Source organism: Candidatus Microthrix parvicella Bio17-1 (genome assembly GCF_000299415.1).
GTDB lineage: Bacteria > Actinomycetota > Acidimicrobiia > Acidimicrobiales > Microtrichaceae > Microthrix > Microthrix parvicella.
This window is the reverse complement of sequence record NZ_AMPG01000007.1, coordinates 77545-104107: the sequence shown is the minus strand read 5'-3', so window position 1 is coordinate 104107 and position 26563 is coordinate 77545. Positions and strand designations below refer to the sequence as shown.

The 26563-nt window shown below is 65.8% G+C and carries 33 protein-coding genes and 2 tRNA genes; 20 read left to right on the top strand and 15 right to left on the bottom strand.

Translation table 11 applies throughout. The features are described 5' to 3' along the window. Positions 1-69: 69 nt before the first annotated feature. From MPARV_RS0119050 to MPARV_RS25030, 3 genes are all read right to left on the bottom strand, one after another. A complete protein-coding gene (locus tag MPARV_RS0119050) occupies positions 70-270 on the bottom strand; it encodes a hypothetical protein (RefSeq protein WP_020379381.1) in 201 nt (66 codons plus the stop codon). A 337-nt stretch (positions 271-607) separates the two neighbouring features. Continuing rightward, on the bottom strand, positions 608-940 hold the full coding sequence (locus tag MPARV_RS25255) for a hypothetical protein (RefSeq protein WP_193788473.1): 333 nt from the start codon (positions 938-940) through the stop codon (positions 608-610). A gap of 644 nt (positions 941-1584) precedes the next feature. Then, entirely contained in the window at positions 1585-2016 is a 432-nt protein-coding gene (locus MPARV_RS25030; protein WP_157789737.1) for a helix-turn-helix domain-containing protein, read from the bottom strand. Positions 2017-2278: 262 nt separating this feature from the next. Here MPARV_RS25030 and MPARV_RS25025 point away from each other — a divergent pair, with 262 nt between their 5' ends. Genes MPARV_RS25025 through MPARV_RS0119020 form a run of 3 tightly spaced genes read left to right on the top strand, consistent with a single transcriptional unit; the run spans position 2279 to position 3556 of the window. Then, positions 2279-2923: a nucleotidyltransferase family protein gene (locus MPARV_RS25025; protein WP_020379377.1), complete on the top strand. Its 645-nt coding sequence runs from the start codon at positions 2279-2281 to the stop codon at positions 2921-2923. Positions 2924-2978: 55 nt separating this feature from the next. Then, positions 2979-3326: a hypothetical protein gene (locus tag MPARV_RS0119025; RefSeq protein WP_020379376.1), complete on the top strand. Its 348-nt coding sequence runs from the start codon at positions 2979-2981 to the stop codon at positions 3324-3326. Beyond that, positions 3323-3556: an Arc family DNA-binding protein gene (locus tag MPARV_RS0119020; RefSeq protein WP_020379375.1), complete on the top strand. Its 234-nt coding sequence runs from the start codon at positions 3323-3325 to the stop codon at positions 3554-3556. Before MPARV_RS0119025 ends, MPARV_RS0119020 begins: the two co-directional genes overlap by 4 nt. 16 nt (positions 3557-3572) lie before the next feature. Here the strand turns inward: MPARV_RS0119020 and MPARV_RS23980 are convergent, their stop codons facing one another. Beyond that, entirely contained in the window at positions 3573-4115 is a 543-nt protein-coding gene (locus tag MPARV_RS23980) for a GNAT family N-acetyltransferase (RefSeq protein WP_081582452.1), read from the bottom strand. A gap of 84 nt (positions 4116-4199) precedes the next feature. Here MPARV_RS23980 and MPARV_RS25865 point away from each other — a divergent pair, with 84 nt between their 5' ends. Next, on the top strand, positions 4200-4328 hold the full coding sequence (locus tag MPARV_RS25865; protein WP_020379373.1) for a hypothetical protein: 129 nt from the start codon (positions 4200-4202) through the stop codon (positions 4326-4328). 227 nt (positions 4329-4555) lie between these two features. On the opposite strand, the gene MPARV_RS0119005 is transcribed toward MPARV_RS25865, so the two are convergent. From MPARV_RS0119005 to MPARV_RS0118995, 3 genes are all read right to left on the bottom strand, one after another. After that, positions 4556-4632: transfer RNA gene (locus MPARV_RS0119005), tRNA-Thr, on the bottom strand. Next, positions 4623-5504, bottom strand: a complete 882-nt coding sequence (locus MPARV_RS23975) for an enoyl-CoA hydratase-related protein (protein WP_081582451.1) — start codon at positions 5502-5504, stop codon at positions 4623-4625. Before MPARV_RS23975 ends, MPARV_RS0119005 begins: the two co-directional genes overlap by 10 nt. Further along, positions 5501-6247 carry an LLM class F420-dependent oxidoreductase gene (locus MPARV_RS0118995; protein WP_031279379.1) on the bottom strand — a complete coding sequence of 249 codons (747 nt, stop codon included), beginning with the start codon at positions 6245-6247 and terminating at the stop codon, positions 5501-5503. Before MPARV_RS0118995 ends, MPARV_RS23975 begins: the two co-directional genes overlap by 4 nt. A 32-nt stretch (positions 6248-6279) precedes the next feature. Here MPARV_RS0118995 and MPARV_RS0118990 point away from each other — a divergent pair, with 32 nt between their 5' ends. Further along, on the top strand, positions 6280-7749 hold the full coding sequence (locus MPARV_RS0118990; protein ID WP_012223830.1) for a M20/M25/M40 family metallo-hydrolase: 1470 nt from the start codon (positions 6280-6282) through the stop codon (positions 7747-7749). 87 nt (positions 7750-7836) lie between these two features. On the opposite strand, the gene MPARV_RS0118985 is transcribed toward MPARV_RS0118990, so the two are convergent. Both MPARV_RS0118985 and MPARV_RS0118980 read right to left on the bottom strand, forming a co-directional pair. Further along, positions 7837-9450: an MFS transporter gene (locus MPARV_RS0118985; RefSeq protein ID WP_020379372.1), complete on the bottom strand. Its 1614-nt coding sequence runs from the start codon at positions 9448-9450 to the stop codon at positions 7837-7839. A 93-nt stretch (positions 9451-9543) separates the two neighbouring features. Next, positions 9544-10296 carry an SDR family NAD(P)-dependent oxidoreductase gene (locus MPARV_RS0118980; protein WP_012223824.1) on the bottom strand — a complete coding sequence of 251 codons (753 nt, stop codon included), beginning with the start codon at positions 10294-10296 and terminating at the stop codon, positions 9544-9546. A gap of 172 nt (positions 10297-10468) precedes the next feature. Between MPARV_RS0118980 and MPARV_RS0118975 the strand changes: the two genes are divergently transcribed. After that, positions 10469-11326, top strand: a complete 858-nt coding sequence (locus MPARV_RS0118975) for a hypothetical protein (RefSeq protein WP_012223822.1) — start codon at positions 10469-10471, stop codon at positions 11324-11326. 33 nt (positions 11327-11359) lie between these two features. Here the strand turns inward: MPARV_RS0118975 and MPARV_RS0118970 are convergent, their stop codons facing one another. Then, entirely contained in the window at positions 11360-12109 is a 750-nt protein-coding gene (locus tag MPARV_RS0118970; protein ID WP_020379371.1) for a dienelactone hydrolase family protein, read from the bottom strand. 71 nt (positions 12110-12180) lie between these two features. Here MPARV_RS0118970 and MPARV_RS0118965 point away from each other — a divergent pair, with 71 nt between their 5' ends. From MPARV_RS0118965 to MPARV_RS0118955, 3 genes are all read left to right on the top strand, one after another. After that, a complete protein-coding gene (locus MPARV_RS0118965; RefSeq protein WP_012223806.1) occupies positions 12181-12993 on the top strand; it encodes a ParA family protein in 813 nt (270 codons plus the stop codon). 54 nt (positions 12994-13047) lie between these two features. Beyond that, positions 13048-14049, top strand: coding sequence for a YihY/virulence factor BrkB family protein (locus MPARV_RS0118960; RefSeq protein WP_012223802.1), 1002 nt, complete (start codon positions 13048-13050; stop codon positions 14047-14049). 100 nt (positions 14050-14149) lie between these two features. Further along, a complete protein-coding gene (locus tag MPARV_RS0118955) occupies positions 14150-14554 on the top strand; it encodes an antibiotic biosynthesis monooxygenase family protein (RefSeq protein WP_012223801.1) in 405 nt (134 codons plus the stop codon). Positions 14555-14598: 44 nt separating this feature from the next. On the opposite strand, the gene MPARV_RS0118950 is transcribed toward MPARV_RS0118955, so the two are convergent. Beyond that, on the bottom strand, positions 14599-15099 hold the full coding sequence (locus tag MPARV_RS0118950; protein WP_157789736.1) for a nitroreductase family deazaflavin-dependent oxidoreductase: 501 nt from the start codon (positions 15097-15099) through the stop codon (positions 14599-14601). A 142-nt stretch (positions 15100-15241) separates the two neighbouring features. Between MPARV_RS0118950 and MPARV_RS25250 the strand changes: the two genes are divergently transcribed. Beyond that, on the top strand, positions 15242-15601 hold the full coding sequence (locus MPARV_RS25250) for a DUF4190 domain-containing protein (RefSeq protein ID WP_081582448.1): 360 nt from the start codon (positions 15242-15244) through the stop codon (positions 15599-15601). A 47-nt stretch (positions 15602-15648) separates the two neighbouring features. Here MPARV_RS25250 and MPARV_RS0118940 read toward each other — a convergent pair whose 3' ends face one another. Beyond that, entirely contained in the window at positions 15649-16185 is a 537-nt protein-coding gene (locus tag MPARV_RS0118940; protein WP_031279367.1) for an NUDIX hydrolase, read from the bottom strand. 85 nt (positions 16186-16270) lie between these two features. On the opposite strand from MPARV_RS0118940, the gene MPARV_RS0118935 reads away from it, so the two are divergent. Both MPARV_RS0118935 and MPARV_RS0118930 read left to right on the top strand, forming a co-directional pair. Next, complete coding sequence (locus tag MPARV_RS0118935; protein WP_020379366.1) at positions 16271-16912, top strand: SRPBCC domain-containing protein; 642 nt, start codon at positions 16271-16273, stop codon at positions 16910-16912. A 112-nt stretch (positions 16913-17024) separates the two neighbouring features. Further along, entirely contained in the window at positions 17025-17789 is a 765-nt protein-coding gene (locus tag MPARV_RS0118930) for a class I SAM-dependent methyltransferase (RefSeq protein WP_020379365.1), read from the top strand. A gap of 77 nt (positions 17790-17866) precedes the next feature. Here MPARV_RS0118930 and MPARV_RS21735 read toward each other — a convergent pair whose 3' ends face one another. After that, positions 17867-18346 (bottom strand): type II toxin-antitoxin system PemK/MazF family toxin, encoded by a 480-nt coding sequence (locus MPARV_RS21735; protein WP_202948864.1) that lies wholly within the window; start codon positions 18344-18346, stop codon positions 17867-17869. 56 nt (positions 18347-18402) lie between these two features. On the opposite strand from MPARV_RS21735, the gene bcp reads away from it, so the two are divergent. After that, a complete protein-coding gene (gene bcp / locus MPARV_RS0118920) occupies positions 18403-18855 on the top strand; it encodes a thioredoxin-dependent thiol peroxidase (RefSeq protein WP_012223792.1) in 453 nt (150 codons plus the stop codon). 25 nt (positions 18856-18880) lie between these two features. Here the strand turns inward: bcp and MPARV_RS0118915 are convergent, their stop codons facing one another. Together MPARV_RS0118915 and MPARV_RS0118910 are read right to left on the bottom strand one after the other, a co-directional pair. Beyond that, the gene (locus tag MPARV_RS0118915; RefSeq protein ID WP_020379363.1) at positions 18881-19471 is read right to left on the bottom strand and encodes a methylated-DNA--[protein]-cysteine S-methyltransferase; all 591 of its coding nucleotides are present in this window, start codon (positions 19469-19471) and stop codon (positions 18881-18883) included. Positions 19472-19526: 55 nt separating this feature from the next. After that, positions 19527-21161 (bottom strand): AlkA N-terminal domain-containing protein, encoded by a 1635-nt coding sequence (locus tag MPARV_RS0118910; RefSeq protein ID WP_020379362.1) that lies wholly within the window; start codon positions 21159-21161, stop codon positions 19527-19529. Positions 21162-21293: 132 nt separating this feature from the next. Between MPARV_RS0118910 and MPARV_RS0118905 the strand changes: the two genes are divergently transcribed. The 7 genes from MPARV_RS0118905 (at position 21294) to MPARV_RS0118875 (ending at position 26555) form a co-directional block, all read left to right on the top strand. Further along, positions 21294-21364: transfer RNA gene (locus MPARV_RS0118905), tRNA-Gly, on the top strand. Between the two features lie 541 nt (positions 21365-21905). Then, positions 21906-22628, top strand: coding sequence for an oxygen-binding di-iron domain-containing protein (locus MPARV_RS0118900; protein ID WP_020379361.1), 723 nt, complete (start codon positions 21906-21908; stop codon positions 22626-22628). Between the two features lie 30 nt (positions 22629-22658). Continuing rightward, complete coding sequence (locus MPARV_RS0118895) at positions 22659-23330, top strand: TetR/AcrR family transcriptional regulator (protein WP_020379360.1); 672 nt, start codon at positions 22659-22661, stop codon at positions 23328-23330. Then, entirely contained in the window at positions 23327-24088 is a 762-nt protein-coding gene (locus tag MPARV_RS0118890; protein ID WP_012223775.1) for a maleylpyruvate isomerase family mycothiol-dependent enzyme, read from the top strand. The genes MPARV_RS0118895 and MPARV_RS0118890 overlap by 4 nt, the downstream gene beginning before the upstream one ends. 85 nt (positions 24089-24173) lie before the next feature. After that, the gene (locus MPARV_RS23170) at positions 24174-24641 is read left to right on the top strand and encodes a universal stress protein (protein ID WP_012223774.1); all 468 of its coding nucleotides are present in this window, start codon (positions 24174-24176) and stop codon (positions 24639-24641) included. 49 nt (positions 24642-24690) lie between these two features. Continuing rightward, the gene (locus MPARV_RS0118880) at positions 24691-25356 is read left to right on the top strand and encodes a hypothetical protein (RefSeq protein ID WP_012223773.1); all 666 of its coding nucleotides are present in this window, start codon (positions 24691-24693) and stop codon (positions 25354-25356) included. Positions 25357-25451: 95 nt separating this feature from the next. Continuing rightward, positions 25452-26555, top strand: coding sequence for a sterol desaturase family protein (locus MPARV_RS0118875; RefSeq protein ID WP_238538897.1), 1104 nt, complete (start codon positions 25452-25454; stop codon positions 26553-26555). Positions 26556-26563 lie beyond the last annotated feature (8 nt).

Below are 26563 nucleotides of genomic sequence, written 5' to 3'. Positions count from 1 at the left end.
GGGCGGACCTGAACCTCTGTTGTCGCGGTGCGTCCTTGGGCTATCGCGGACCTTGTTGGGTGAGCTACTTCAGCCTTTCCAGAACGATAAGCCCGGATGGGGTTTGATGCTTTCTCCGTTGATCTCCAGGAAGGTACAAAACTTCGTGGACATCAAACCGGTCGGCTCGGTCATCACGACACAGTGGGCACCTTCGAGTTCGAATGCCTGGGACGACCGCCAGCGCATCGGGATGACGCTCTCATGGCGCTGTTGTCCGTCGACGAACACTTCACGGCGTCCACCCCAGCACGTCCAGTCGAGACAGACGATGCGGTCCTCATGGTATATTACCTAAATGTTAAGCCTTATCTATCACGACATTCTACGGTTTCTTGGGTCGAAGGATAACCACTACGTCAGACAAATGTCAGACCTGCCGCTATTTGTCGGTGGCCTCGCCCAGAGGTCGCGCAACCAGCTCGCGTTGAAGCGTCGTCGGTTGGCTTTCGGTGAGCCCGCGTTGTGCGTCCAAGGCACCGTACTCGCGCAGGTACTCGCGTAAGTGCGGAAGAGCGAAGGTGATGGCTCCGTGACCTGCGGTCTCGATGAGCTCGGCCGCGATGAGTCAGAGTCGGTACTGGCTGGCGTAGTTGGCATCGCAGTTCAAGCGGCTCGCGATGTCGGTCATTCTGGAAGGCCCGTCGTCCTGGGCCATAGCGAGGAGGAACGTCCTGTCGACGTTCGACAAGTCGGCCAGCGACGGTTCCACAACCAGCGAACCGAGCCGCCGTTGCGCTGCCATGATTCCGACGTCAACGTCGTCGGCCGACACATCGCTGGCCACGGGGTGCAGGCGCCAGAGGTGGTAGCCGACGAGCTGGATGAGAAACGGGTAACCGTCCGTCGACTCGGCGGCTCGCTGGCTCAGCTCAGCGGAAATCGATCGGCCAGCATCCACGATTGGAGTGGTGATGGCCTCAGAGACATCCGCGAGGGATACGCGGCCAAGTTGATACCTGTCCGCCCGACGTAAGCTGCCCACGGAGTCCAGGGGCACCGACATGATTCTGTGTCTTGCCCCACGTGGCGCCGCCGACGACGACCGGTGCCGAGACGGCTTACAGCTCGGTCGTCGTTGCCTCAGGATCGTGGACGCGGAGAAGACCTGGAAGGTGCTCGTTGACAAGCCGCTCAACAAAGCCGGGCGAAGCCGTCTCGGATATAACCGACCAACCGTGCGAGCGGGCAAGATCCTCGACCGCCTTGAGAAGGACGGTCCTTCCAGCACCCCGCGCGCCGGTATAGAGGGTCGCTCGGCCCGGTGATCCAGGCCTTCCTCGAGCGCTTCACCGAACCGTGCGAGCACGTCGTCACGCCCAACCAAGAGCGGCGGGGAGACGCCGAAGGACGGCGTGAAGGGATTCTGCATGCTCCCCATCCCAACCGCGTCGGTTTAGATGTCTTTAGATTCTTTAGATTCTTTAGTTCTCTGGCGGCATCGTCGTGCAATGCTCAGTCGGCCGCAGAGTCGGTTCATTTCCGGGACTGGCGCACACGCTCTACTCATCGTCGAGGTTGAGGCGTTGGGCCTCGGCGGTGAGTTCAGCCGCTGGCTTCAGCGCGTTTGCGGTCGTCCTCGCGCATGTAGGCGAGGAGGTCGGTGAGCCGGATACGGCGCCGGTTCCCTACGCGCCGATGGGGGATCTGGCCCTCTTCGAGGAGCCCGATCAGGTAGGGCCGCGACACGACGAGCATGTCGGCGGCTTGTTGGGTGGTGAGTTCTGCGTGCACCGGAGCGATGGTGACGGCATTGCCGTTGGCGATGTGCGCAAGCAGTTCGACGAGATGGCTAAGCGCGCTGCCGGGGATGGTGACGCTCAGATCGGAATTGTCGGCGACGAGACGCACCGTGCCGATGTCACCAGGATGGGTCCGTTGGAACCGGTCGAGTAGGTCGACCGCTTCAGCTGCTTCGGCTGAGGTTGCCTCGTCGGGAATGTCGAGGTTGCTGCGGAGCAGTGTTGATGGGGCCATGGTGTCCTCCTTGGCAGGGGTCGACAACCAGACGGGCGTGTTCTCGTTGGTTGGTCCGTCGACCGCCGCAACACCGATGTTACCCCTATTCGCAGCAACCGCAACGGCCATGATCGGGGTCTCGTCGGCTAGGACGCCATCGAACCGGTTCCGAAGGCGGCGGTTCCCAGCGCCAGCAAGCGGTCGAGGTTGTCGGCGCCGCCGCACCAAACCCTCCTCCAGACGTGTGAACATTACTTGGTATAGGTGTAGCATCCTGCACATGATCTTGAGTCGACCGTTCCTAGCGGTGACCCCGACGATCGATGGGGACGTCCTTGGGGTGCTGGCCCGAGCCGACGCTTCGTTCACCCCACCGCAGGTGCACGACCTCATCGGGTTTCATTCTGTTGCTGGTGTCCGAAACGCGCTCGTTCGATTGACCGGTCAGGGTGTCCTCCACAGCGAGCAGGTTGGCCGCGCCTACACCTACCGGCTTAACCGGCAGCACGTGTGCGCCCCACACATCATCGGGCTGGCTGACGCCAGCCGCGAAGTGTTGCAGCGAATGCGCGACCTGATCGACACCTGGTCGACGCCCTGTGACTTTGCCGCGCTCTTCGGTTCTGCCGCTACCGGGAGGATGACCGAGGGAAGCGACATCGATGTGTTCGTCGTGCGACCCGATTCGGTCGTCGTCGAAGATGACGTGCAGTGGCACGAGCAGCTCGACGCCTTCGCGACTGCCAGCACTTCGTGGACCGGCAACGACGCACGCATCCTTGAGATGTCAGAGTCAGAAGTCGCAGCTACGATCGCGACCGAGCAGATCCTCGCTGAAATCGCCCGCGACGGCATCGTCTTGTCTGGCACCCCGGGATACCTCGCAAGCGTGAAGCCAAGGCCGGACTACCGGCAGGCGGGGTGAACTTCTGGTGGCCGCACCGACGAGAAAATGCTCGGCGAAGGACCGCTCGGGCCGAATGGCCAAGGCCCGCCAATTCAGCGACGCAGCGACGCTCATCAGCGAACTGGCCTCCGACGACAGCAACCTTGGCGACGCCTACATCACCCTGTGCGTGCATGCCGGCATAGCCGCAGCAGACGTGATCTGCTGCTCACGGCTCGGCGTTCACGCCAGCGGGCAGGACCACGCCGCTGCGGCGGCGCTGCTCGACCAAGCCGACGCCGGTCTCGGAAAGGAACTCCGCAGACTGCTTGGACTCAAGACGAAGGCCGGTTATAGCTCGGCCCCATCAAGCGCCGCCGACCAAAAGGTCGCCAGTCGGGCCTCAACCCGGCTTGTAGATGCAACATCCACTAGCCGATGACCACCAAGAAGATGAACCCCGACGAGGACTACGAGTTCTACGCCCGTCCGGAGAACCAAGTGCCACAGGGGCCGCCACGACGCCGCTCAAGGATGACCGAGCCATTCCTGGTCCGGTTACCACCAGCAACGTTGGACGAGGTCCGGCGCCGCGCCGACGAAGACAAGAGGTCGGTATCCAGCTGGATCCGTCGTGCGGTCGAGCACGAGCTGGACAAACAGGCCCAATAGCGCCGCAACGCTTCACTCACCGGAGAGAAGCTGACATCGACCTGCCGCGTCCTTGGGCGGTAAACCCAAGGCCTTGATACAAATTCTGCTGCCACGTTTCGGCCGGGCACAGATTCACCTGCTGGAGCCCTTCATCGACAAGCCAATCCATGAGGTCCGCCACGACCATCTTGCCGAGCCCCTGCTGACGACAGGAGACGTCGACCACAACATCATCTATTTGGGCCTCGTCTTTGGCAGCTAAACGGTGCCCATAAGCCAATCCGACCGGATGGCCAGCAACGTTTGCGATCACCATCCAGCTGTCACGATCGACCCCCCGAGAGAACCCCATCGTGCCGACGCCATGAGACTGAAGCACATGTAGCCCCCGCGTCGCTGTGGGGTTGCGAACCCGACGCACAACAAGCTCTCGGCGGTTCGACGTTGCCTCATGGTCGTATGCCCAGTCGTTTCGTCGTCGCCACAGGTTCCACCGCGACAGCTTCGGCTTGTCGAGCCTGACCTCGCTGGAGACTTCGACCACGCGTCTCGCGATGGAGGAAACCTTCGCGTCCATGGGAATCCTTTCGTCCGACTATCACGACGCTCCAATCATGACCCTGACCCCTGACAGTTCAGCAGACCGGCAAAGCAGTCTTGAGTGGCCGACTTCGGACCGATGGTTCGGGATGCGCAGAGCAGCCGAACCGGGCACCGGGCACCGGGCACCGGGCACCTCGATGCGCTTCTACGGTCGATCGAGAACAACCTCACAGCCCGGGACGACTGAATATTGTTCGTCAGGCAGATCCGCCCGTCGATCAGAAACCCCCAGAAACAGTCGGTTTTGCTGGTAGGAGGTGGTAGGGGCTGGTACCCAGTTCCCATTGGACCCGTTTCGACAGCACCTACCACCCAGTACCACTCCCTACCAGGAGGGTTTGTGGCCCCCAAAGTGGCCCGACCATTTATCAAGCAGTCGCTAGAAGCCTCAGATCGCTGCAATTGCAAGGGTTTTGGAGCCCGAAGTCGGATTCGAACCGACGACCTGCTGTTTACAAGACAGCTGCTCTGACCAACTGAGCTATCCGGGCGTATCGCCCATGTTAGAGCCCGGACCGGCTGGCTCCACGGCCGCATTCGGGAAGTCGGGCGGGACGCCCTCCCGGAAGGCTTTCACGCCCTCGGCGAACTCGGGTCCGGCCATGGTTTCACGCATGAACCGTTGGGCGTCGGACACGGCCGGCCCGACGCTGCGGTCGGCATCCCGGTACAGCTGGTACTTAGTGGTAGCGACCGCCTTGGGGTCCACGTCCTCGGCCAGGCCTCGGGCCACCTCCATGACGTGCGCCATGAGTTGGTTGGGCTCGATCACCTCGTTGAACAGGCCCCAACCCTCGGCCTCCTCGGCCCGGAACTTTCGGCCGGTCATCAGCAGCTCAGCCGCTCGGGTGACCCCGACCAGGCGGGGTAGCACCCAACTGAGACCGAACTCCGCCGGGAGTCCGAGCCGGGCGTTGGCCGTGGCCAGCCGAGCGCCCTTGGCGGCGAATCGGAGGTCCGCGTAGCAGGCCAGCACGAATCCGACGCCCGCACACGGGCCGTTGATGGACGCGATCACCGGCGTTCTCAGGCCATAGTGAAAGACGAAGTCGTCGTCGTAGTCGTCCCGCACGCCGTAGCCGGGCATCGGCAACTCGGCGGGCAACCCCGGGTCGTAACCACCCCTATCGGCATGACCGGCAAGCGCATCACTGTCGGCCCCCACGCAGAACGATCGGCCCTCCCCGGTGACGACGATGCAGCGGATATCGGGGTCGGTCTCGGCCCGCTCGATCAGTGCCCGGTACTCGTGGTGCATGCGCCCGGTCCAGGCGTTGTTGCGATGCGGACGGTTCAGCCGAATCACCGCGACGCGGCCGACCGTCTCCCACGATGTGACCTTGAGGATCAAGTCATCGCTCATCGGGCGTCGAGGGCATGGGAGACCGGATCGAGATCGAACGGAGCGCCCACCATGAAGATGACATGGTCGGCACCGGCCTCGGCATACGCCTCCAGCTGATCGACCTCGTCAACGCTGATGCCGACCGTGCGCTCGATGTCCGCCGGGTTGCGCCCCTCACGTGCGCACCACTCGTTGAGCACCCGGTTCTTCGCAGCGAAGTTGTCCGGCGGACCAAAGGTGTTCCAAGCGTCGGCGTGCTGGGCCACCAGCCGCAGCGTGACCTTCTCCCCCGAGCCACCGATGAGAATCGGCATGTCCCCCACCGGGCCCGGAGTCAGCTGGGCGAGACGATCCTTGATGATCGGCAGGTCGCGCTCCAGGTCGGCCAGGCGCTGGCGGGCGGTGCCGAACGGGAAGCCGTATTCGTCGTAATCCCGCTCGAACCAGCCCGAGCCGATGCCCAAGACGAACCGGCCATCAGCGACGTGATCGATCGTGCGGGCCATGTCGGCCAGCAGGTTGGGGTTGCGGTAGCTGTTGCAGCTCACCAGCGCACCGATCGAGGCCGAAGTGGTGTCGGCGGCCATGGTGGCCAGCAGGGTGTAGGCCTCGAAGTGCGCGGCATCGGGGTCGCCGAAGAGCGGGTAGAAGTGGTCCCACACCCAGATGCTGTCGACCCCGAGCGACTCGGCGGCCATCCACGACGCCCGCAGCGCCGCCATCGTGGTGTTCTGCGGTTGGATCTGCACGCCAATCTTCATCTCCGCACGGTAGAACACGTCAGACTTGGGCGATGGTCGACCACCCCACGCCCGACGCGCCAACGACGAACCCGCCCGACCGGGAGGTGCTCACCTCGACGGTTGCAGAGGTGTGGAACGACTCGGCGGTCCCGGCGATCGAGGCCCACATCGCCGTGCCCGCCCTGTCACCGGCGTTCGCCCCAGGCTGGGCCGCTGCCGGCCATATCGACACCGTGCTGGTCGCTGCATCGGACTGGTTGGAATCGCTGGGCGTGCCCGGGCTGACGGTGAGCCGCCGCGATCTACCCGGCCGCACGCCGCTGCTGCTGGTCGACGTACCGGCGACGGACGGGGCCACCAACGGCGGCACGGTGCTGGCCTACGGCCACCTGGACAAGCAACCGGAGATGGTCGGCTGGGACGACGACCTGGGCCCGTGGACCCCGGTGCGCAAGGGCGACCGCCTGTACGGGCGCGGCGGCGCCGACGACGGCTACTCGGTGTACGCGTTGGGTACCGCACTGGTCGCGCTGGACCGGGCCGGTGGCGAACACGGCCGCATCGTCGGCGTGATCGAGTGCTCGGAGGAGTCGGGCAGCCCCGACCTGCCCGCCCACCTCGAGGCGTTGGGGGACGAGCTAAGTTCGCCCGAGCTGGTCGTCTGCCTGGACTCGGGCTGTGGCGACTACGAACGGCTGTGGGTGACCACCTCGCTGCGAGGACTGGTGTCGGTCGACCTGCGGGTGGACGTGCTGACCGAAGGCGTCCACTCCGGCGCCGCCGGGGGCATCGTGCCCTCCAGCTTCCGCATCGCCCGCACGTTGCTCGACCGGATCGAAGCGGCGAGCGACGGCCGCCTGCTGATCGACGAGCTCTTCCCCGAGATCCCCAAAGCGCGACGGGAACAGGCAGCCCAGTCGGCCGGAACGCTGGGCCGCCCGCCGGCCTTTCCGTGGGCCGACGATACCCACCCGGCAACCGACGACGTGGCCGACCAACTGCTGGCTCGCACCTGGGGCCCGGCGCTGGAGGTGATCGGCGCCGACGGGCTACCACAGCTCGCCGACGCCGGAAACGTCGCCCGCCCGTCCACCACGTTGGGCCTGTCCATTCGCATTCCGCCCGGCGTCGATCCCGAGGCGATCACCGCGCGGCTCACCGAACTGCTGACCAACGACCCTCCGGCGGGTGCCACCGTTACCGTCAGCCCGGGCTGGGGAGCAACCGGGTGGGACGCCCCGCCGACCGCCCCGTGGTTGGCGGATGCGTTGCAGCGTGCCTCGACCACCTGGTTCGGGGAGGAGTCTCGCTGGATCGGTGAGGGCGGCACGATCCCGTTTATGGCCATGCTGGGCGAGCAGTTCCCCGACGCCCAGTTTGTGGTCACCGGGGTGCTCGGCCCCGGGTCAAACGCGCACGGTCCCAACGAGTTTCTGGACGTGGCGTTCGCCGAGCGGCTCACCGGCTGCGTCGCCGACGTGCTGCACGCCCACGCCACACGGGCCGGCACTGCCGTGTAGGCGTGTCGCAACAACTGGCGCTTCCTACTGCTCAGCACCTGGAGTTGGTCATGCCGCTCCTCCCGAAAGCCCGAGGAGAGCGCCGTTTCAGTCCCCTGCGATAATCGTGAGGCGCTCGGTCTCAACCCTCCCGTGAAGGCCGCCGTCGGGGTGACCGACGGCGGCCGCCTCGCCTTCGGTGACCGGCCCGGCCTCGCGGGCCGGCAGATAGCGCCAGGCCACCACGGCCGCAATCGCCACGACGACAGCCCCAAACACCACCGCCATCTGCATGCCCGAGACGAACGCCGGCGCGGCGGCATCGTGCACCCGCACCAGATCCGACACAGGCAGCTTCATCTCTTTGGCGATGCGCAGCCCCGAGCCGATCGAGTCGGCCATGCCGTCGCGCACCTGAACGGGGAGATCGGCCGGGATCTTGACCACCGAGCGGTACTGAGCGGCGAAGATCGACCCGATGACGGCGACGCCGAGCGCGCCGCCGGTTTGCCGTGTGGTGTCGTTGACCGCCGACCCCACGCCGGCACGTGCGCGTGGAAGCGAACCCATGATCGACTCGGTGGCGGGCGGCATCACCAGCCCCATGCCCCAGCCGAAGATCAAGCGGACGCCCATGCCCAGCGGCACCGACTCCATCAGAAACTCCGAGCCGTAACAGAGCAGGGCGACGCCAACGACAAACAAGCCTGCCAGCACCACCAACTTGGTGCCCACCTTTTCAACCAGGCGGGGTGCCAGCGGGCCGGCGGTCATGATGCCCAGGGCAACCGGCGCGGTCAGCATGCCGGTCTTCAGCGGCGAATAGCCGAGCACGAACTGGAAGTACTGGGTGAGCAGAAACGTCGATCCGAAGAGGGCGAAGAAGACCAAGGTGATCGTGGCCGACGCTGCCGAAAACCGGGGATTAGAGAAGAAGCTCACGTCGAGCATCGGATGGGGGTTGCGCAGTTCCCACACCACGAACGCCGCCAAAACAGCCACGCCGATGGCCCCTGGAATGAGCGTCTCGGGCGCCAGCCACCCTGCACCGGGCGCCTCGATGATGGCGTAGAGCACACCGGTGAGCCCGACGATGGAGAGCAGCGAGCCCATCGGGTCGAGAGGACGGTCGCGTTCGCCGACGGTCTCGGGCACCAGGAACCGACCGGCCACGATGGCGCCGAGCGCGATGGGCACATTGACCAGGAACACCGAACCCCACCAGAAATGCTCGAGCAGAAACCCGCCAAGCAACGGGCCGACCGCAATGCCCAGGCCCGACACCGCAGCCCAGATACCGATGGCCCGACCGCGCTCGGGACCCTCGAAGGTGTTGGTAAGGATCGACAGCGTTGACGGAAAGATGGCCGCTCCGGCAATGCCCATCAATCCACGAGCCCCGATTAACGCTCCCGGCGAACCACTGAAGGCGGCGAACGCGCTGGTCGCGGCGAACAGCGCCAACCCACCGGTGAGCATGAGCTTGCGACCGAACTTGTCGCCGAGCGCACCGCTGGTGAGCAGCAGCCCGGCGAACACCACCACGTACGCATCCACGATCCACTGCAGGTCGGAGCCGGAGGCCCCAAGGTTGTCCACAATGTTCGGCAGGGCAACGTTGAGAATGGTGTTATCGATGCTGATTACCGACAGCGAGGCGCACAGAACGCCCAGGGTCCACCAGCGCTTGTCGTAGGCCTGCTCAACGGTCAGTGATCGCACCGGCTCACGTTACGCCCAACATGGCAGTCCTGCCACTACGGCTCCAGTAGCTGGATTCGGGCGCCGATCACCCCTACCGGCCTGGCCAAACCCTTAGCCCGCAGTCAGAGCCCCATCAGAGGACACGACCGCCCCATGAAACGCCGACGCGTCATCGGAGGCGAGGAACAGGATCGCCGCCGCCTGTTCCTCGGGCTGCGCGGCCTTTCGATAGCCCATGTAGGGACGCATCAGATCGATGTCACAGTCGGTGGGCAGCTCGATGGTGCCGGTCATCGGCGTTGCGGTCTGACCCGGAGCAAGCGCGTTGATGCGGATGCTGTTGTCCTTGGCGAACTCCATGGCCAGCGCCTTGGTCAGGTTGACCACCGCCCCTTTGGATGCGCAGTAGCCGGCGAAATAGGCCTGGCCCATGAGGCCGGCATTGGAGGCAACGTTGACGATGACGCCGCCTCCATCAAATGCGCCCAGGGCCGCCTGACACAACCAGAACATGCCCGACACGTTGACCGAGAACATCAGGTTCCAGTCGTCTTCGGTGACGTCCACCGTGTGGGCCGACCGGACCACGCCTGCCACGTTGGCCAGCACGTCCAGCCCGCCGAACGCCTCAACTGCCGCTGCCACCGCAGCGTGCCCCGCATCGCGGGTGCCAATGGCGGCGTGATGGGTCACGACCGAGCCCGAAGCTTCGGCGGCCTCGGTCGCCAACGTGGCCAGCCCGTCGGCATCGATGTCGACGGCCAACACATTGGCCCCCTCGTTGGCGAACGCCAGCGTGGTGGCTCGGCCCATGCCGGACGCGGCCCCGGTGACCAATGCGGACTTACCCTCAAATCGGCCCATCGGCCCTCCCCAACTTGTCGTGGCGTTGATCGGCACGCTCATGGTGTAAGCGGCCGGGCGGATCGTTCCGCAGGTTGCCGGTCAGAACGCATCTGACGAGGCGTCAGGTACCGTAACCCAGCCATCCACACGGATGGACGGAACCGACCAACAACGCAGATGGGGTAACGGGATGAACGACGCCAGAACCGACGCGATTGCCAACGGGGGCGCCACTGACGACAACGTCGACTCGGGGCCGATCAGGGTTGGCGCCATGTTGTTCACCCTGGTGGACCCGACCCCGGGGTTTGAGGTGGCCTACAACCGCTGGTACGAACGGGACCACTTCTACGGCGGGGTCATGGTGGGGCCCGGCACGCTTTCGGGCAGGCGCTGGGTGGCCACCCGGGCGTTGAAGGACCTGCGCTTCCCCACCGAGCCGTCGGGCCATTCACCGGTGACCAATCCCATCGACGCCGGCAGTTTCCTTGCCACCTACTTCATCGACGCCGCCTCAGTGGCCAACCACTTTGCGTGGGCGTCCGAGGAGGTGCACAAGCTGTACGCGGCCGGTCGCGGCTTCGAGGAGCGCACCCACGCCCACACGGTGCTGTACACGATGCGGGCAGCACATCACCGGGATGTCGCCCCCATCCCTGCCCACCTGGCGCTCGATCACCCCTACGCCGGCTTGGCGTCGATCCACGTGGACCGGGCCGACGGCGTGAGCACCACAGACCTGGACGCGTGGCTCGACGGCGACGGGCGCGACGTCGTGCTCGGCGGGGGCTCACCGGTGGACCAGGTGTTGAGCTGGCGCCCGATCATTCCCGACAGGGAAGGGCCGATGGACCTGGGTTCGGGCCCAGGCGGCAAGGACCGGAGCCTGCTGCTGTGCTTTCTTGATCAACAGGTCGAGGAAGCCTGGGACCACCTGGTGGCGTTCTCCGAGGCCATCGAGGCGGCGGGGATCGCCCGCGTGGCACTGACCGCACCGTTCACCCCGGCCATCCCCGGCACCGATACCTACTGCGATCAGCTGTTCTAGACCGGCGTTCGGTCGGTGGCGTTCGCTGCTGCCTCAGCCGTCATCCAATCCAAGATGACGTTGCAGGAACGCAACGGTGCGCCCCCATGCCAGCGCCGCCGCCTCACCCGCCGGCGTATCCAACTCGGCGTCCTCAGCGAAGAAGTGCCAGGTGCCCGGGTACTCGAACACCTCAACCATGTTGTCCAACAGCAACAGGTGTGACTGCATCTCCACCCGATCGTCGACGGTGCAGAGATCGTCAAATTCGGCGAAGTGGCCCAACACCGGCGCGTTGAGCGACGTGAAATCGATGTCCTGAGCGCCGTAATAGGTGACCACTGCGGCGATGGAGTCGGGGTTGCGAGTGGCCACCCACATGGCCAGCGATCCTCCCGATGAGAAGCCCACCACCCCCACCGGCGCCGACGGATCGGCGCACTGGGATCGAAGTGCGACCACGCTGGCGATCACCAGTGCAGCGATGCCATCGGCATCCACCTCACCGAGCAGCGCCTGCCCGGCTGCGTCATCGACGGGCACCGAACCGAACAGGTCGGGTGCGAGGGCCGTGAAACCGGCGTCGGCGAGCGAATCTGCCATCGACTTGGTGACATCGTTGAGTCCCCGCCACGACGACAGCACCAGCACGCCCGGTCCCGGACCATCGTCGGGGTGCACCAGGTAGGCGCTCCCGGCGGAGGTCGTCGACACCTGACGCACGGCCGACACATCACCGTCGGACCGGCGCTGATCGGCCTGGTCACCTTCGTCGCCCGGGTCCGGTCGCTGGTCATCGTTCATCCCCAACTTTGACATCCAGCGGCGATCCCGCCGAGTCGAGGCCAACAACGCCCCCCATCTACGCTTGAGACGTGGCAACCAAGCGCGATCGAACCACCCCATCCGGACGCCCCAGCTACTCGCTGGCAGTGGTCAACCAGAAGGGGGGCGTGGGCAAGACATCGGTGGTGCTGGGCCTGGCCATGGCGGCGCGCCGTGCCGGCAGGAAGGCGCTGGTGATCGACCTTGATCCGCAGGGTTCGGCCACTTGGTGCCTGGGCGTGGACGCCGACGACGATTACTGGACATCCGCTGACGTGTTGGAACGTCCGTCGGTGACCACGGCTCACAATGCGTTGGTGACCTCGGGCTGGGGTGAGGGTGTGGACGTGGTTGCCGCCAGCGCCTCGCTGGTTCGAGAGGACGGCGGGGACCCGCTGAGCCGGGTGACCTCGCTGGTACCGGTCGTGGCGGAATTGGCCACCGGTTACGACCTGACGTTGGTGGACTGCGCCCCCTCGCTGGGCGCCATCACCCACGCTGCGCTGGGCGCCGTGCACGGTGCGCTGGCGGTCGCCGAACCGTCAGCCCTCAGCCGTCGCGGCCTGGGCCAGTTGCGCTCGACGATCGAAACGGTCAACGCCAAAGCCAACCCGGATCTGCAGCTGATGGGGGTGCTGCTCAACCGGGTGCCGGCCCGGTCGGCCGAGGCAGGACGTCAGCGGGACGCCCTGATCGACGACGTTGGCAAACAGGCGATGCTCAGCCCAGAGCTGCCCCAGCGGGTCATCATGAACGAGGCGATGTCCAGCCGTCGTCCGCTGGACGACGTTGGGGCTCGGGGACGCGACCTGGTGGATCGCTTCGACCGGCTCTACACCAACCTGATGCGGCGCCTCGGCTAGAGCCACCCGGTACCGAGGGTGCGTTCTGCGCACCTCATCGACCAACATTGGGCCATGAGCGACGTCAACCCGCACCCGACGGCCCGGCAACACCCTGGCCTGCTCGGTGTTCTCATCGCCGTGCAGGAGCGGTTTCGGGGCATCCGAGGCCAGAACGCTGCGAGCGCGCTGACGCTGTCGCTGTTCCTTTCGATCTTCCCGCTGATCCTGGTGGCGGTGTCGGTGATGGGTTTCGTCTCCGCCGGCAACCCGGACTTCGTCACCGACACGATCAACAGCCTGAACCTCACCGGAGACGCCCAAGGGATCTTCACCAATGCGGTCAACTCGGCCCAGGCCAACCGAGGCGCCGTTGGCCTGATCGGACTGCTCACCGGCGCGTGGTCTGCACTGGGGGTCACCACTGCGTTGCAGGTTGCCGCAAACGTGCCCTGGCAGGTGGCCGGACGGGGCATCAAGGACAAGGCCGTTGGCGTGCTGTTTCTGTTGGGGGCAGCAGTGGTTTTCATCGGGTCTGCAGTGGCCAGCTGGGCAATTGGCCTGCTCCCGGGCTGGGCGAGCGCCGCCGGCACGCTCGTGCCGTTTGCAGTGTCGGTGCTGCTGTTCGGCTGGATGTACTGGCTGCTGTGCCGGTATGGGTTGACCGTGCGCCAGGTCTTGCCCGGTGCAGTGGTGGCGGCGATCGGCGTGGAAGTGCTGAAGCTGCTTGCGATCCACTGGCTGCCAGGGGTCATCGCCAAGAGCCAGGGCATCTATGGCTCGATCGGCATCGTGTTCGGCATCTTTGCCTGGCTGCTGATCTTCGGGAAGGTCATCGTGTACGCCTCGGTACTCAACGTGGTCCTCGAGGAGCGCCGAACCGGCAAGGTCGACATGTTGGTGAGCGTGCCCCGGATCGCCGACCCAACCGGTGAATCCCGAACCAACCGGGGCGGGCTCATCGACCAGGACAGCAAGCCGTTGAAGCTGCCGGGGATGAAGCCGCTCGAAGATCCGGAGGAGCGGGTGACCACCCGAGTCGTCACCGAGGACGCCGACGACCGGGAGCGCCCGTGAGAGGCACCCACGCCTGAACGTCCCCCACAGATGCGCACGTTCCTCCCGCTCTGGCGTGCCGTTGGTACCACTGCGTGCCGCTGCTGACAGACTCGACGTCATGACAGTCATCAAGATCAACGCCATCACCGTCCCCGCCGATTCCGGCGACACCCTTGCCCAGCGCTTCGCCGCTCGTGCCGGTGCCGTTGACGGTCAGGACGGCTTCGAGGGCTTCGAACTGCTCAAGCCCACTGACGACCGAACCACATGGTTGGTCATCACCCGCTGGCGCGATGACGAGAGCTTCAACGCGTGGGTGAGCAGCCCCGCGTTCGGCAGTGGCCACCAGAGCGACGCAAAGCCAGCGGGCGACCAGGCGGGTACCGGGCACCCCGGGGGTGAAACCGGCGGACATCCCGGCGGACGTCCGGGTGGCACCGAAGGCGGGGCACCCCCGCCGGTGGCGATGAGCGCCGAGCTGTGGAGCTACGTGCCGGCCGGTGGTTCCACCGGAGGGGCCTGACCCCACCGGCGCAGGCAGGCCGCCTACGAACCGTTCCCCTTCGGCTACGTGGGGATGAGTTCGAACACCCGGATGTCACGTTCGCCTGACGTCACCTCGTAGGTGTCAAACGAGGGCCACAGGGTGCGCATGCGCTCCCATGCGTCGGCCCGGTCGGTACCGGTCAGTCGGTTTGCCACGGCAGGAAACCTGCGGCCCTTCACCTCGATCTCCACCTTGGGCTCGTCGGTGATGTTCAGTGCCCAAGCCGGATGGCTTGCCTGACCCCAGTTGCTGCCGACCACCAAATAGCGATCCCCATCAACCAAATGGGCCAGCGGAGTGGCCCGTGCATGCCCGGACTTCCGCCCGGTGTGATGCAGGATCAAGGTCGGCAGGATCGCGTCGGAAAGGTGCAGCCGTCCGCCGGTAAGCCTGGCCAGGATGCGATCGGATGTGGGGACCACCCGCCGGAGCAGTGGCTGAATCCTGGGGTTGGTCGTCATCTTGGCAACCAGCGACTTGGTGCGAGCAGCCAGGGCCTGGCCCGATTGTGAAGCGTTCATCAGAACCAGTTTGGCCCAACCTCCGCTCATACGCACGAGCTCGATACCGAGGTGGTCCCGGGAAGCTAGATTCTGAGCCGGGTAACTTCACCCAAGGGAACGGCCCGGCGCTTTCGCCCCGCCACAACGAGAGGGACCTTCAATGAGCATGTCAGGCGGCGGTTACCAACCTCCTCCCCCACCCGGTGGTGGCGGCTATCAGGCACCTCCACCCGGAGGCGGGTTTCAACCGCCTCCTCAGGGCATGGTGTCCACTTCCTCCAACAACGACGCCACCATCGCATTGGTGTGCGGCATCCTCAGCATCATCTGCTGCAGCTTTGTGACCGCCATCCCCGCGATCATCTTCGGCAACCGGGTCCGCAAGGACCCCAACAACCCGCAACAGGGCTTTGGCACCGCCGGGTTCGTCCTGGGTTGGATCTCGATCGTCCTGAGCGTCCTGGGTGGCATCGCCTGGGTGATCTTGATGATTGCCGGCGGCACCGCCAGCACCTACTGACTCCGCGAGGCACCTCGCGTGTCCACTCGGACCCACCGCCGACGTGATCAGCTCAGGCGACCCAGCAGAAACGCCGTTGAGATCGCCGTCAACGAGAACCCGTCAGTCACCTGCCCGTCGGCGATCAACCCCGGCAGCCGGCTCGGCGCCACCCACTCGATCCGCTCCGCCTCGTTGGGGTCGCTCGGGTCGCCGAGGTACGTGGCATCCGACGACTGAAACACGTGGAAGGTCTGGTTGCTGGAACCGTTTGACGGGTGATAGCGGGTGAGGGGCGTCAGCGGCCCGGGTCGCCACCCGGTCTCCTCCTCGACCTCGCGCGCCGCTGCGTCGATCGGTTTTTCTCCCGGGTCCACGCGACCGGCCGGGATCTCATACCCCCAACTGTCGGTGATGAACCGGTGGCGCCACAGCATCAGCACTCCACGGTCGGGATGAGCCACCACGGCCGCAGCAGCCGCATGTGGGTAGATCACTGCGTGATGCCAGAGCCGCTGCCCGTCGGGGAGTTCGACGTCCGCCTGGCGCATCGACATCCAGTCACTCTCATAGATCGATCGCCAACCATGAACCGTCCATTCCATTGACGCAGCGTAGGTTGAGGACGCGCAACGGGTTCTGGAGGCCTGACCGTCCAGACAACATCGACATCCGGAGGATTTCGCCCCGATGGAGCTGACCCACACCTTTGAAGTGAAGATGCCCATCGAGGACGCCTGGGCGAAGCTCACCTCGCTGAAACTGACCGCGCCGGCAACGCCGGGTACACGGCTGGAGCTTCAAAACGACGGTCTCCACCGAGGCACGCTCACGGTGGAGGTGGGTCCCGTTTCCGTCACCTACCAGGGTTCCGCCAGCATCACCGACCGAGACGATGACGCCAAGATCGCGGTGATCGTCGCCAACGGACACGACACCAGCGCGCAGGACGAAGCCACCGCTGTGATCACGGCCCAGTGCACCGCAGCGAACCCCGCTACCACCAAGGTCGAGTTGGTCACCGAACTGACGCTCACCGGGTTGATGGATCGGTTCGCAAGCGGCGTGCTGGCCGACGCATCCACGAAGTTGATCGAGCAGCTCGTCGAGAACCTCGAATCCGACGACGACAACGGCGCTGCAACCGCCACGCCGGCTGCAGCAACGACAGACCCGCTGGAAGTGCACCCGATGAGCCCGCTCGAATCCGACGCCGCCGATCTCCTGGACGCGTCTGCCACGCCGGTGGTAAAGCGGCTGGTGCCTGCGTTGGGGCTGCTGGCGGCCACGTTGCTCATCATTCGGATTTTGCGTCGCCGTTCGTCGCGGTGAATCCGGGGTTTCGGCACTCAACCCTCCACCCCGACGCGTATTCGGACGGCCGTCACCACGAGCCGCATCGCACCTTTGTGGCCGACCGGGCAATCCGCCTACGCTCTCGGCCGTGGCTGAACCCTGCAACGCGGTCTCTCAGCCCGCAGCGGACGGAGCCATCCGGGCAGAAGTAGACGGTCACCCCACCTGGCGGCACCGGATCGATGTCGGTGGCGGCGTCTTCACCCCCGGGGGTGAAGATGTTGCAACCGAATTGGCACGCCTGGCACTGCCCGATCGGCTGGACGGCAAGCGGGTGCTCGACGTCGGCTGTTCCGACGGTTTCTACAGCTTTACGGCCGAAGACCGCGGGGCCACCGAGGTGGTTGGTATCGACGACTTGTCGTCGCTGATGGTGGAAGGACGAAATGGCTTCGTCATCGCAAAGGCGCTTCGTGGGTCAGCCGCCGAGTTCCGTGACCGATCCATCTACGACCTCGACCCCGCGACCGACGGCACCTTCGACGCCGTTTGGTTTCTCAACGTTCTCTACCACCTCGAACACCCGATGGTTGGGTTTCGCAACCTGGCCCGGATCATCAAACCCGGTGGCCTGCTGGTGATGAAAACCTACGTTCATCAGGACGTTCGGGTGTGGCTTCGCGGCCCGTTGGCGCGCTGGGCCGGGCGGGATGCTGTGGGCTTCGATGTCGGCCGCCGACCGCGGCTGTGGTTCTACCCCCACAGCGAACTGTCCAACGACCCCACCAACTGGGTGGGCCCCAACGTGGCCTGTGTCGATGCCATGCTGGACGCGGCCGGGTTCGACGTCACCCGCAACCTGGGCGTTCACGGCGACCGCTACTACCTGCACGCAGCCCGTCGACACGACTGACAGCCAAGGCGCGCCGACGCTGCTTGTTCAGTGCCGAGGGCGTTGCGCTCGTCCGCCGCCGACGACAAGCCGTGGCCTCAGGCGTCGTCTGTGGTGTCCAACGGCCAGCCGTGCATGGCACGGAGTTCACCAACCAGGTGGGTGAAGCGGTCTTTCGCCAGCACCGCCCCCTCGCGGCGGACCTCCGATGGCTGCACCCGGAGGATCCGATCGATCTTGGCGAAGCTGGGCCGACCCTCGCTGTCCCACGCGCCGGTGCCGATGGGTACACAGTCGCTGCGACCCTTGTCCTTGCTGGTCAACTGCACCACCCCGAGCACCGGGCCGTCCCAGCCGATGACCGCCACCGGCCGATCCTTACCCTGGCTTGGATCATCCTCGTAACTCACGTACGTCCACACCACCTCGCCCGGATCCGGCTCACCGTCGAGGTCCGGCGCATAGCTGACTTCAAGTGGACCCGACCCATCGGGCTGCTTCTTCGATCCGCCTTGCGGCTTGGCCATGTACTCCACAAATTCGGAGGCCAACTTGGTGAACTCTCCGAACCGACTCATCATCCCCATGCTGCCGGCCCGTGGCGGTCGAGCGACCACTGGCTAGATTCGACCCGATGGCAACCATCGGCGAAATGGCACCCGACTTCTCACTTCCGGACCAGCACGGCAACACCGTGACCCTTGCCGGCCGGCGCGGGCACCGCACGCTGGTGTTCTTCTATCCCAAGGCCAACACGTCCGGCTGCACCACGCAGGCCTGTGGGTTACGAGACGTCGCCGAGCAGATCGGTGACGTGGCCATCATCGGCATCAGCCCCGACTCGCCCACCAGACAGCTCAACTGGGACACCAAACACACGCTGGGGTTTCCCCTGTTGTCGGACCCCGACCATGCCGTCGCGGAGGCGTTCGGATCATGGGGGCAAAAGAAGCTGTATGGCAAGGTCTACGACGGCATCATCCGGTCGGCGTATCTCATCGACGCCGACGGCAGGATCGAGCAGGCGTGGCCCAAAATCAGCCCGAAGGACACACCGATCAAGCTGCTCGCAGCGCTGGAAGCCTAAACGCCCGCAACAGGCCCGAACCTGGTCACTCGAGGGGCAGCGGAGCCTGACCGGACTCGTGGTCCAGCAGCCAGCGCTTGGTGTCGAGACCGGCGGCAAACCCGGTGAGGTCCCCATTGGCACCGACGACCCGGTGGCACGGCAACACCACCGAGAGCGGATTGCGGCCGTTGGCCGAGCCCACGGCGCGCACGGCTTTGGGGCGACCCAGACGAGCGGCCTGTTCGCCGTAGCTGATCGTTTGGCCGAACGGGATCTTGGCCAGGGCCCGCCACGCCTCCTGTTGAAACTCGGTGCCCACCAGGTGCATCGGAAGATCAAAGTTTGAACGGCCACCCTCGAAGTACTCAACCAACTGCCGCTCCGCCGCATCAAGCACGGCCTCGGCTCTGGAGTTGGGGGGCACATCGGACCCCCGATCACCGGCGGGAGCCTCCTTGAGGCGACCGGCCAAGCCCACGCGGCTGCCATCCTCGTCCGGCCAGGTGACCGCACGCAGTCCAATCTCGTCGGCAACCAAGGTGAGCGGCCCGATCGGAGTCGCCATCACCCGCTGGGCGGTGGACAGATCTCGAGACTCGTCGGTCGTTCGCTGCGATGCGCCGGTGGTGGTCATGCTCTGTCTCCCGGGTGTGAATTGCGGTGGGTGGCGGTTTGCTTCTGGACGTCGCTCACGGGATCGACGACTCAACGGTCGGGCGCTGCTGTGATGCCGCCCACAGGTGGGCGACGGCGATTGCCCGCCAGGGTCGCCACGCCTCGGAGCGGGCAAGCAGCGCTGTGCGGTCTCGGTCGATACCCAGATTGGCCGCCCCGCGTTGCAATGCCACGTCGCCGACGGGAAAGGCATCCGGGTCAGCGAGGCCACGCAACGCCACGTAATCGGCCGTCCACGGGCCGATGCCCGGCACGGCCAAGAGCGACTCACGGGTGGCCTCGCGCCCGGCATGTGTGTCGAAGCTGACCGAGCCATCGGCGACGGCCACAGCACCGGAGGTCAAGGCCCGACGCCGGGCCGCCGGCATCCCCAGCGAAGACAGGTCGGCCTCGGCCACATCGCCAGGATCGAGCGGCAGGTGCGTCAGCCCCTCCGGCGCCCATGCCGGTGCCACACGGCCAACGGCCTCCACCAGCTGCCCGGCCAACCGAATGCCCCGCCTCACCGCTACCTGCTGGCCCAACACGGCGCGAACCAGCGCCTCGAAGCCATCGGCGCAGGCGGGCATTCGCCGACCCGGATGGGCGGCGATTGAGGGCGCCAGCAACTCGTCGGCCTCCAACAGGTCGGCCACCTCCAGCGGATCGCAGGTGGCGTCGCAGAGCCGCTCGGCCACAGACACTGCTGCGGTGAGGTCCGCCAGATCGGTCGCCAACACCTCCACCACCATGGCGTCGCCTGCGTCACCGGCACGCAGGGTGATGACCGCCGGACCGCCCGGCAGGCTCAACGTGCGAGAAAAACTCTCAGTCCGGCCAACCTCAACACCGGGCAGTGCTCTGAACGCCAGGAACCTCAGCACCTCGGCGGCATCGAAGGGGGCACGGACCGCCAACCGCAGGATCACCGGCACCGGTGCCGAAGACCCGGCTGGGCCACTGTGACCACCATCGAACCCAACGATCGAACCGATGTGCGCTGAGGCTCGATCGGCGGCTGTGCCTCGCTGAGCCGTGACCGGCCTGTCTGCTCGAAGGGCCGAAGGCGTGCGGGCATACACCTCGCGCACGGTGTCGTTGAACTGACGCACACTCCCGAAACCGGCGGCAAACGCCACGCTGCTCATCGACAGGTCGGTGTGCTCCAGCAGTTGACGGGCCGCGTGAGCGCGTCGTGCCCGAGCCAGAGCAACCGGCGACGCACCAACCCTCGCTTGGAGTGCCCGATCCAGATGCCGGGCGCTGACCCCGAGCCGATCAGCCAAACCCTGCACACCAAACCGGTCAACCTCTCCTGCGGCGATCGAGCGCATCGCACGGTTCACCAGATCGTCACCAAGCTCCCATTCGGGCGATCCGGGTGCGGCGTCGGGCCGGCAGCGCTTGCAGGCCCGGAATCCCGCGCGTTGCGCAGCCGCCGAGGTGGCGAAGAACCTGGCGTTGGCCCGCTTGGGCCGCACCGCCGTCGGACAGCTGGGACGGCAATAGATGCCCGTCGACAGCACGGCCAACACAATCCGCCCATCGAAGCGGCGATCCCGGCTGAGCACCGCCCGGTAACAGCGGTCATGATCGGCCAACAACGAGGTCACCGACCAGTCGTCGGCAGCTGCAGCGACCGCCGAGTTCGCCGGCTGAGGGGAGGACATGGTGCCAGTCTCTCAGACGAACCGGCCGGCGTCTGGCGGAAATCCGACATCCAGGTCCCCCGGCGACACCGCTTCGAAGGCGGGCTGCACTCGATGTGAAAAGTGCGGGTCCGCTATGCTCTAGAGGCCTTCGCGGGTGTAGTTCAATGGTAGAACATCAGCTTCCCAAGCTGAGAATGCGAGTTCGATTCTCGTCACCCGCTCGACCCATCTTGTACGCGCCGGGTCCCATTGGTCCGGCAAGGACGCCGACCAAGCGGAATTCAAGCCGCATGAACCCTGGGCAAATGCCTGACAGCGCACCACGTCCCAGGCTCGGGCAGGATACGGATCACCGACTCGCGCTGCGATTGAGCGGCGGCGCCGCCCAGGCATCATTCAAGTCCGCCATCGAAACGCAAGAGGGCCTACGCCGTCGCCGGCCTGTTGACTGATGGCTCCGTCGCGTAGTCGGATCGCCTCTCGGATCCTCCTCGCACGGTCCAAGTCACCGTTCGGCCGGAGCCGTCACCAACACGTCGGATCACGCCCCGAGGTGGAAGTCATTGTCGTGCCTGAGGATGCCGCGCTCCAAGGAGTCCCCAGGTCAAGATCGTTCGCCAGGAATCATGTTCCTGGCTCGTCGAGCAGCCTCTCGATCCCGCCGAATCGTCTCGAAACTGGCTCTTGCCTATGAGCGATAGGTTATCTATCATCGATAGTACACGGTTCCAAGTACTTCCACTTCCACAACGGGGGCTCACCATGCACACCAACATCGACGAGATCGCTGCGGACACATTCCGGTTCTCCACCTTCATTCCAGACGTCGGCCCAACGGGCATGACGTTCAACCAGTTTCTGATCCGAGACGACGAGCCGCTGCTGTTCCACACCGGCCACCGCCAACTTTTCCCGCTGGTCTCCGAGGCGATCGCCACGGTCATGCCGCTGAACCAGCTCCGCTGGCTTGCCTTCGGTCACGTCGAGGCCGACGAATGCGGCGCGATGAACCAGTTCCTCGCCGCTGCCCCCGACGCGCAGGTCGCCCATGGCGCCCTGGGGTGCATGGTGTCGCTCAACGACATGGCCGACCGGCCTCCGGTTCCGCTCGAGGACGGCCAGATGCTCGAGCTGGGCGCGCACCGTGTCCAACACATCGACACCCCACACGTGCCCCACGGTTGGGAGGCTCGTCTGCTGTACGACGAAACGACCGGCACCCTCTTCTGCGGCGATCTGCTGACCCAGCTGGGCGACGTGGCACCCATGGTCGACGGCGACGTGCTCGATGCAGCGGCGCTGGCCGAGGACATCTTCGGCGCCACCTGCCTGACGCCTTCGACGGCGCCAACCATCCGACGGCTGGCCGGCATGGACACCACCACGCTGGCCACGATGCACGGCTCGGCGTTCGACGGGGACACGTCGTCCACCTTGATGGCGCTGGCCGACTCCTACGACGAGCGGCTGCTCGCCGCTGCCTGACCCACACATCCTCCCCCTCGAAGGACTCCCGTGACCTCCGCTCCCGCCCCGACGACCGATCGACGCCGCCAACGGCACCTCGCCAAGCGGGCCACGATCGTCGCCGAGGCCTGGACGCTCGCCCAACGCGACGGTCTCGCTGCCATCTCGCTTCGGGATCTCGCCGACCAGGTTGGGCTTCGGCAGCCGTCGCTGTACGCCTACTTCGATTCGAAGCTGGCGCTCTACGACACGATGTTCGCCGACGGGAACCGTCAGCTGATCGACGTCGTGTCCAAGTTGCCCGAGCGCGACGATCCCCACGCGGCGCTCATCGAGTTCGTCGAGGAGCTCACCCGGTTCGCAGCGGCCGACACCGTCCGCCATCAGCTGCTGTTTCAACGCACGATCCCCGGCTTCGAGCCGTCGACCGAGTCCTACGCCGTTGCCGAGGAGTTCTACGACATCGGCCAACAACGGCTCGCCGCAGCAGGTGTCGAGGATCCCGCCGACGTCGACCTGTTCACCGCCGTCGTGTCCGGCCTGACCCATCAGCAGGTCGCCAACGATCCGGGCGGCGACCGCTGGGTGCGGCTCTCGGGTCAGGCAGTCGCCATGTACCTCGCCGAGGTCGCCCGGACCCGTACCACTCCGGCTCCATCGAGAAAGCCCCGAGCGGAGCAGCTGACGAAGCAGCCCACGACAAGAAGGACACCGACATGATGACCGAGCCCAGCGTCGACGTATCCACGATCCCCAGGATCACCCACGACGAGTCCACCGAGATCACCGCCGTCGAGAATCGAAAGTTCGGCGAACAGCTGCGCAACCTCGGTGCCAACGACTGGTCCGCCCCCACCGCCTGCGAACGGTGGGACGTGCGGGCGATGGCAGCACACGTCGTTGGCGGCGCCGCCGGGCAGATCTCGCCGCGAGAGTTCGTGCGCCAGGTGCGTGCGGGACGCCCGCTCGTGAAGGAGATCGGCGCGCAATACTGGTGGGACGGCATGAACGAAGTGCAGGTGCGCGAGCGCGAGCAACTCGGCACCGACGAGCTCATCGCCGAGTGGATCACCAACTCCGAGCGGGCCCGGGTCGCTCGAAACAAGCTCCCCAAGCCGATCGGCAGGCTGCCGCTGCTTAAGCTGCCGGCGCCGGTCGGCCGACAGCGCTTGACCTACCTGTTCGACATGGGTTTCACCCGGGACGTGTGGGCGCACCGCATGGACATCGCCGCTGCCACCAACCGGCCGATGGACCTCGACGCCAACCACGACGGGCGAATCATCGCCGACGTCGTCGCCGAGTGGTCGAGCTACTTCGATGAGCCCTTCACGCTCGAGCTGACCGGCCCCGCAGGGGGACACTTCACCTCGGGCTCGGGCGGCGAATCGGTCCGGATCGACACGCTCGAGTTCATGATGATCCTGGCCGAGCGCGCCGAAGGCACCGGCGTGCTCCACCACACGTTGCCGCTCTGACCCGAGACCGACCCTCGGAGCCGTGCGGCCCGCACACGTCGCGCCGTGGCGCCCTCGGTGCAACTGGGGCGATAGCTTCGGGGCCATGACCACCCCAGTGCTGATCTGTATCGATGGTTCCAACTTGTCTCATCAGGCGGCAACGGCCGGGCTGAAGGTACTGCGCACCGACGCTGCGCTCACCCTCCTGACCGTGATCCCCGAGCCCGACCCGACCCTGGTGACCGGCGGCGGGTTCACGGGCAGCACGATGACGGCGGAACAGTTCGACGAGGAGAACGCCGCCCAGCGAGCGGACGCCGAGGCGCTCCTCGCCTCCACCCAGAAGGAACTGGGCATCGCGTCGGCCGAGCACGTGGTGCTGATGGGGCCGGCGGGCGCCTTGGTCTGCGAATATGCCGCCAACGTGGGCGCCGAGGCGATCGTGATCGGATCGCGAGGCCACGGCGGAATCCGGCGGGCCATCCTTGGATCGGTGTCGGACCACATCGTCCGACACGCTCACTGCACGGTGCTGGTCACCAGCCACGACGCGCTGGAATCCGACGACTGAAACGCCGTTGAGCCGTTCACATTCCACCCAGATAGGGCATGATGTGGTGATGAATGACGTCGTATTTGGGATCTTGGCCATCGTCGTAGGCGCGCTGTTTGCGCTCCGCGGGTATCTCACCATGAGGCTGGTCATCCCGGTGTGGGGCGCGCTGATCGGTTTCATGCTGGGGGCCGGCGCGGTCGGCGCCGCAGGCGACGGCTTCCTCACGGGCGCTGCCTCATGGATCGCAGGCTTATTAGTGGCAGTGGTCTTCGCTGCTCTCGCCTACCTGTACTACGAGATATCGATTGTGCTGGCCATGGGCGGCATCGGTTTCATGCTGGGTTCCAGCCTGATGGTGGCGCTGAACGTCACCTGGGGCTGGGTCATCGTGTTGGCGGGAATCGTTGTGGCCGTGGCTCTGGGCATGCTGGCAATCGTCGGGGAGCTGCCGATGCTGCTGCTCACGATCCTCACCGCCGCCGCCGGAGCGAGCGCTGTCGTCGGTGGCATCATGCTGCTGGTCGGGTCGATCCACACGTCCGACGTAAATGACCTGGGCGTGACCGGTGCGGTCAACGACTCGGCCGCCTGGTGGGTGCTCTACGCCATCATCCTGATCATTGGAGTGGTTGCCCAATTCCGGGCACTCGACGGGATGCGCGGCTCGCTGCGCGACCAATGGGCCTCCGACGGCGGACGCGAGTTCCGTCAGGCTCCGCCCACCGTCTGAGGTCCCCGTCGGGCCCAAACGCGATGCCAGGCCCCCGCGGGCTCGGGCCGTCGGTGCCCATCTGCCGGGCTGCCCTGCGTGACAAGCTGAGGAGCATGCGAATCCGACGTTCGAGCTCCCGTCGATCCAAGCGACCAATCACGCAGGCGCCGTCATCGCCGCACGCTTCACCGATCCATCCACCCTCCGGGGGCACGCAGGCGCCGTCATCGCCGCACGCTTCACCGATCCATCCACCCTCCGGGGGCACCCCGGCGGCCATCGACCCCAAGCAGGCTGCGATCATTCTGCCTGCCTTCGTGATCACCATGGCCGCCGAGGCGCTCGTGTTGAAGGACCGACCAAAGCGCACCTTCGGAGACCTCGATGGTGCCACCCGCGACGAGCTCTCCGACCCGTCGTTGCCTGCCGACCCGCTCGTGCCGGTGGGATACGAGACACGCGACACCGTTGCCAGCCTGGGGATGCTGGCCGGCAACCTGGTGGCCAACGCGGCGGTGTTCGGCCTGACCCATCGGATCGATCGATGGGCGTACCGCCACCGGGTTGCCAACCTCGGATCAACCCGGTTCGGCTTTACCGGAGCCATGATGGCCTGGGACTTTCTCTACTACTGGGACCACCGCTGGATGCACGAGGTGCGGCTGCTGTGGGCCAACCACGTCTCACATCACAGCTCGGAGCGTTACAACCTGTCGACGGCACTCCGTCAGCCATGGTCGGGCATCCTCACCCACTGGGTCTTCCTGCCGATGCCGCTGCTGGGCTTCACCCCGGCGATGACCTCCAAGGCGGGGTTGTACAACCTGCTCTACCAGTACTGGGTGCACACCGAGGCGATCGACCGCCTGCCGGCGCCGGTCGAGGCCGTGATGAACACCGCTTCGCACCATCGGGTGCACCACGGCGCCAACCCGCAGTACCTCGACAAGAACTATGCGGGCATCTTCATCGTGTGGGACAAGCTGTTTGGCACGTTCGAGCCCGAGGTGCGCAAGGTGAAGTACGGGCTGACCAAGAACATCGACACGTTCAACCCGGTGCGAATCGCCTACCACGAGTTCGCCGACATCGCCCGGGACATCCGCGCAGCCACAGGTGTTCGCAACAAGTTGGGTCACATCTTCGGCCGGCCCGGTTGGACGCCTTCAGGTCTCGGAGCGGGCACCGGACCGGTAACCGTCACCACCGCCGACTGAACCTGGAA

Coding starts and splice junctions, on each gene's coding strand:
- MPARV_RS25030 (WP_157789737.1), bottom strand. CDS start 2,016: ATGGCCCCATCAACACTGCTCCGCAGCAACCTCGACATTCCCGACGAG.
- MPARV_RS25025 (WP_020379377.1), top strand. CDS start 2,279: ATGATCTTGAGTCGACCGTTCCTAGCGGTGACCCCGACGATCGATGGG.
- MPARV_RS0119025 (WP_020379376.1), top strand. CDS start 2,979: ATGGCCAAGGCCCGCCAATTCAGCGACGCAGCGACGCTCATCAGCGAA.
- MPARV_RS0119020 (WP_020379375.1), top strand. CDS start 3,323: ATGACCACCAAGAAGATGAACCCCGACGAGGACTACGAGTTCTACGCC.
- MPARV_RS23980 (WP_081582452.1), bottom strand. CDS start 4,115: ATGGACGCGAAGGTTTCCTCCATCGCGAGACGCGTGGTCGAAGTCTCC.
- MPARV_RS23975 (WP_081582451.1), bottom strand. CDS start 5,504: ATGAGCGATGACTTGATCCTCAAGGTCACATCGTGGGAGACGGTCGGC.
- MPARV_RS0118995 (WP_031279379.1), bottom strand. CDS start 6,247: ATGAAGATTGGCGTGCAGATCCAACCGCAGAACACCACGATGGCGGCG.
- MPARV_RS0118990 (WP_012223830.1), top strand. CDS start 6,280: ATGGTCGACCACCCCACGCCCGACGCGCCAACGACGAACCCGCCCGAC.
- MPARV_RS0118980 (WP_012223824.1), bottom strand. CDS start 10,296: ATGGGCCGATTTGAGGGTAAGTCCGCATTGGTCACCGGGGCCGCGTCC.
- MPARV_RS0118975 (WP_012223822.1), top strand. CDS start 10,469: ATGAACGACGCCAGAACCGACGCGATTGCCAACGGGGGCGCCACTGAC.
- MPARV_RS0118970 (WP_020379371.1), bottom strand. CDS start 12,109: ATGAACGATGACCAGCGACCGGACCCGGGCGACGAAGGTGACCAGGCC.
- MPARV_RS0118960 (WP_012223802.1), top strand. CDS start 13,048: ATGAGCGACGTCAACCCGCACCCGACGGCCCGGCAACACCCTGGCCTG.
- MPARV_RS0118955 (WP_012223801.1), top strand. CDS start 14,150: ATGACAGTCATCAAGATCAACGCCATCACCGTCCCCGCCGATTCCGGC.
- MPARV_RS0118950 (WP_157789736.1), bottom strand. CDS start 15,099: ATGAACGCTTCACAATCGGGCCAGGCCCTGGCTGCTCGCACCAAGTCG.
- MPARV_RS25250 (WP_081582448.1), top strand. CDS start 15,242: ATGAGCATGTCAGGCGGCGGTTACCAACCTCCTCCCCCACCCGGTGGT.
- MPARV_RS0118940 (WP_031279367.1), bottom strand. CDS start 16,185: ATGGAATGGACGGTTCATGGTTGGCGATCGATCTATGAGAGTGACTGG.
- MPARV_RS0118935 (WP_020379366.1), top strand. CDS start 16,271: ATGGAGCTGACCCACACCTTTGAAGTGAAGATGCCCATCGAGGACGCC.
- MPARV_RS21735 (WP_202948864.1), bottom strand. CDS start 18,346: ATGAGTCGGTTCGGAGAGTTCACCAAGTTGGCCTCCGAATTTGTGGAG.
- bcp (WP_012223792.1), top strand. CDS start 18,403: ATGGCAACCATCGGCGAAATGGCACCCGACTTCTCACTTCCGGACCAG.
- MPARV_RS0118915 (WP_020379363.1), bottom strand. CDS start 19,471: ATGACCACCACCGGCGCATCGCAGCGAACGACCGACGAGTCTCGAGAT.
- MPARV_RS0118910 (WP_020379362.1), bottom strand. CDS start 21,161: ATGTCCTCCCCTCAGCCGGCGAACTCGGCGGTCGCTGCAGCTGCCGAC.
- MPARV_RS0118900 (WP_020379361.1), top strand. CDS start 21,906: ATGCACACCAACATCGACGAGATCGCTGCGGACACATTCCGGTTCTCC.
- MPARV_RS0118890 (WP_012223775.1), top strand. CDS start 23,327: ATGATGACCGAGCCCAGCGTCGACGTATCCACGATCCCCAGGATCACC.
- MPARV_RS23170 (WP_012223774.1), top strand. CDS start 24,174: ATGACCACCCCAGTGCTGATCTGTATCGATGGTTCCAACTTGTCTCAT.
- MPARV_RS0118880 (WP_012223773.1), top strand. CDS start 24,691: ATGAATGACGTCGTATTTGGGATCTTGGCCATCGTCGTAGGCGCGCTG.
- MPARV_RS0118875 (WP_238538897.1), top strand. CDS start 25,452: ATGCGAATCCGACGTTCGAGCTCCCGTCGATCCAAGCGACCAATCACG.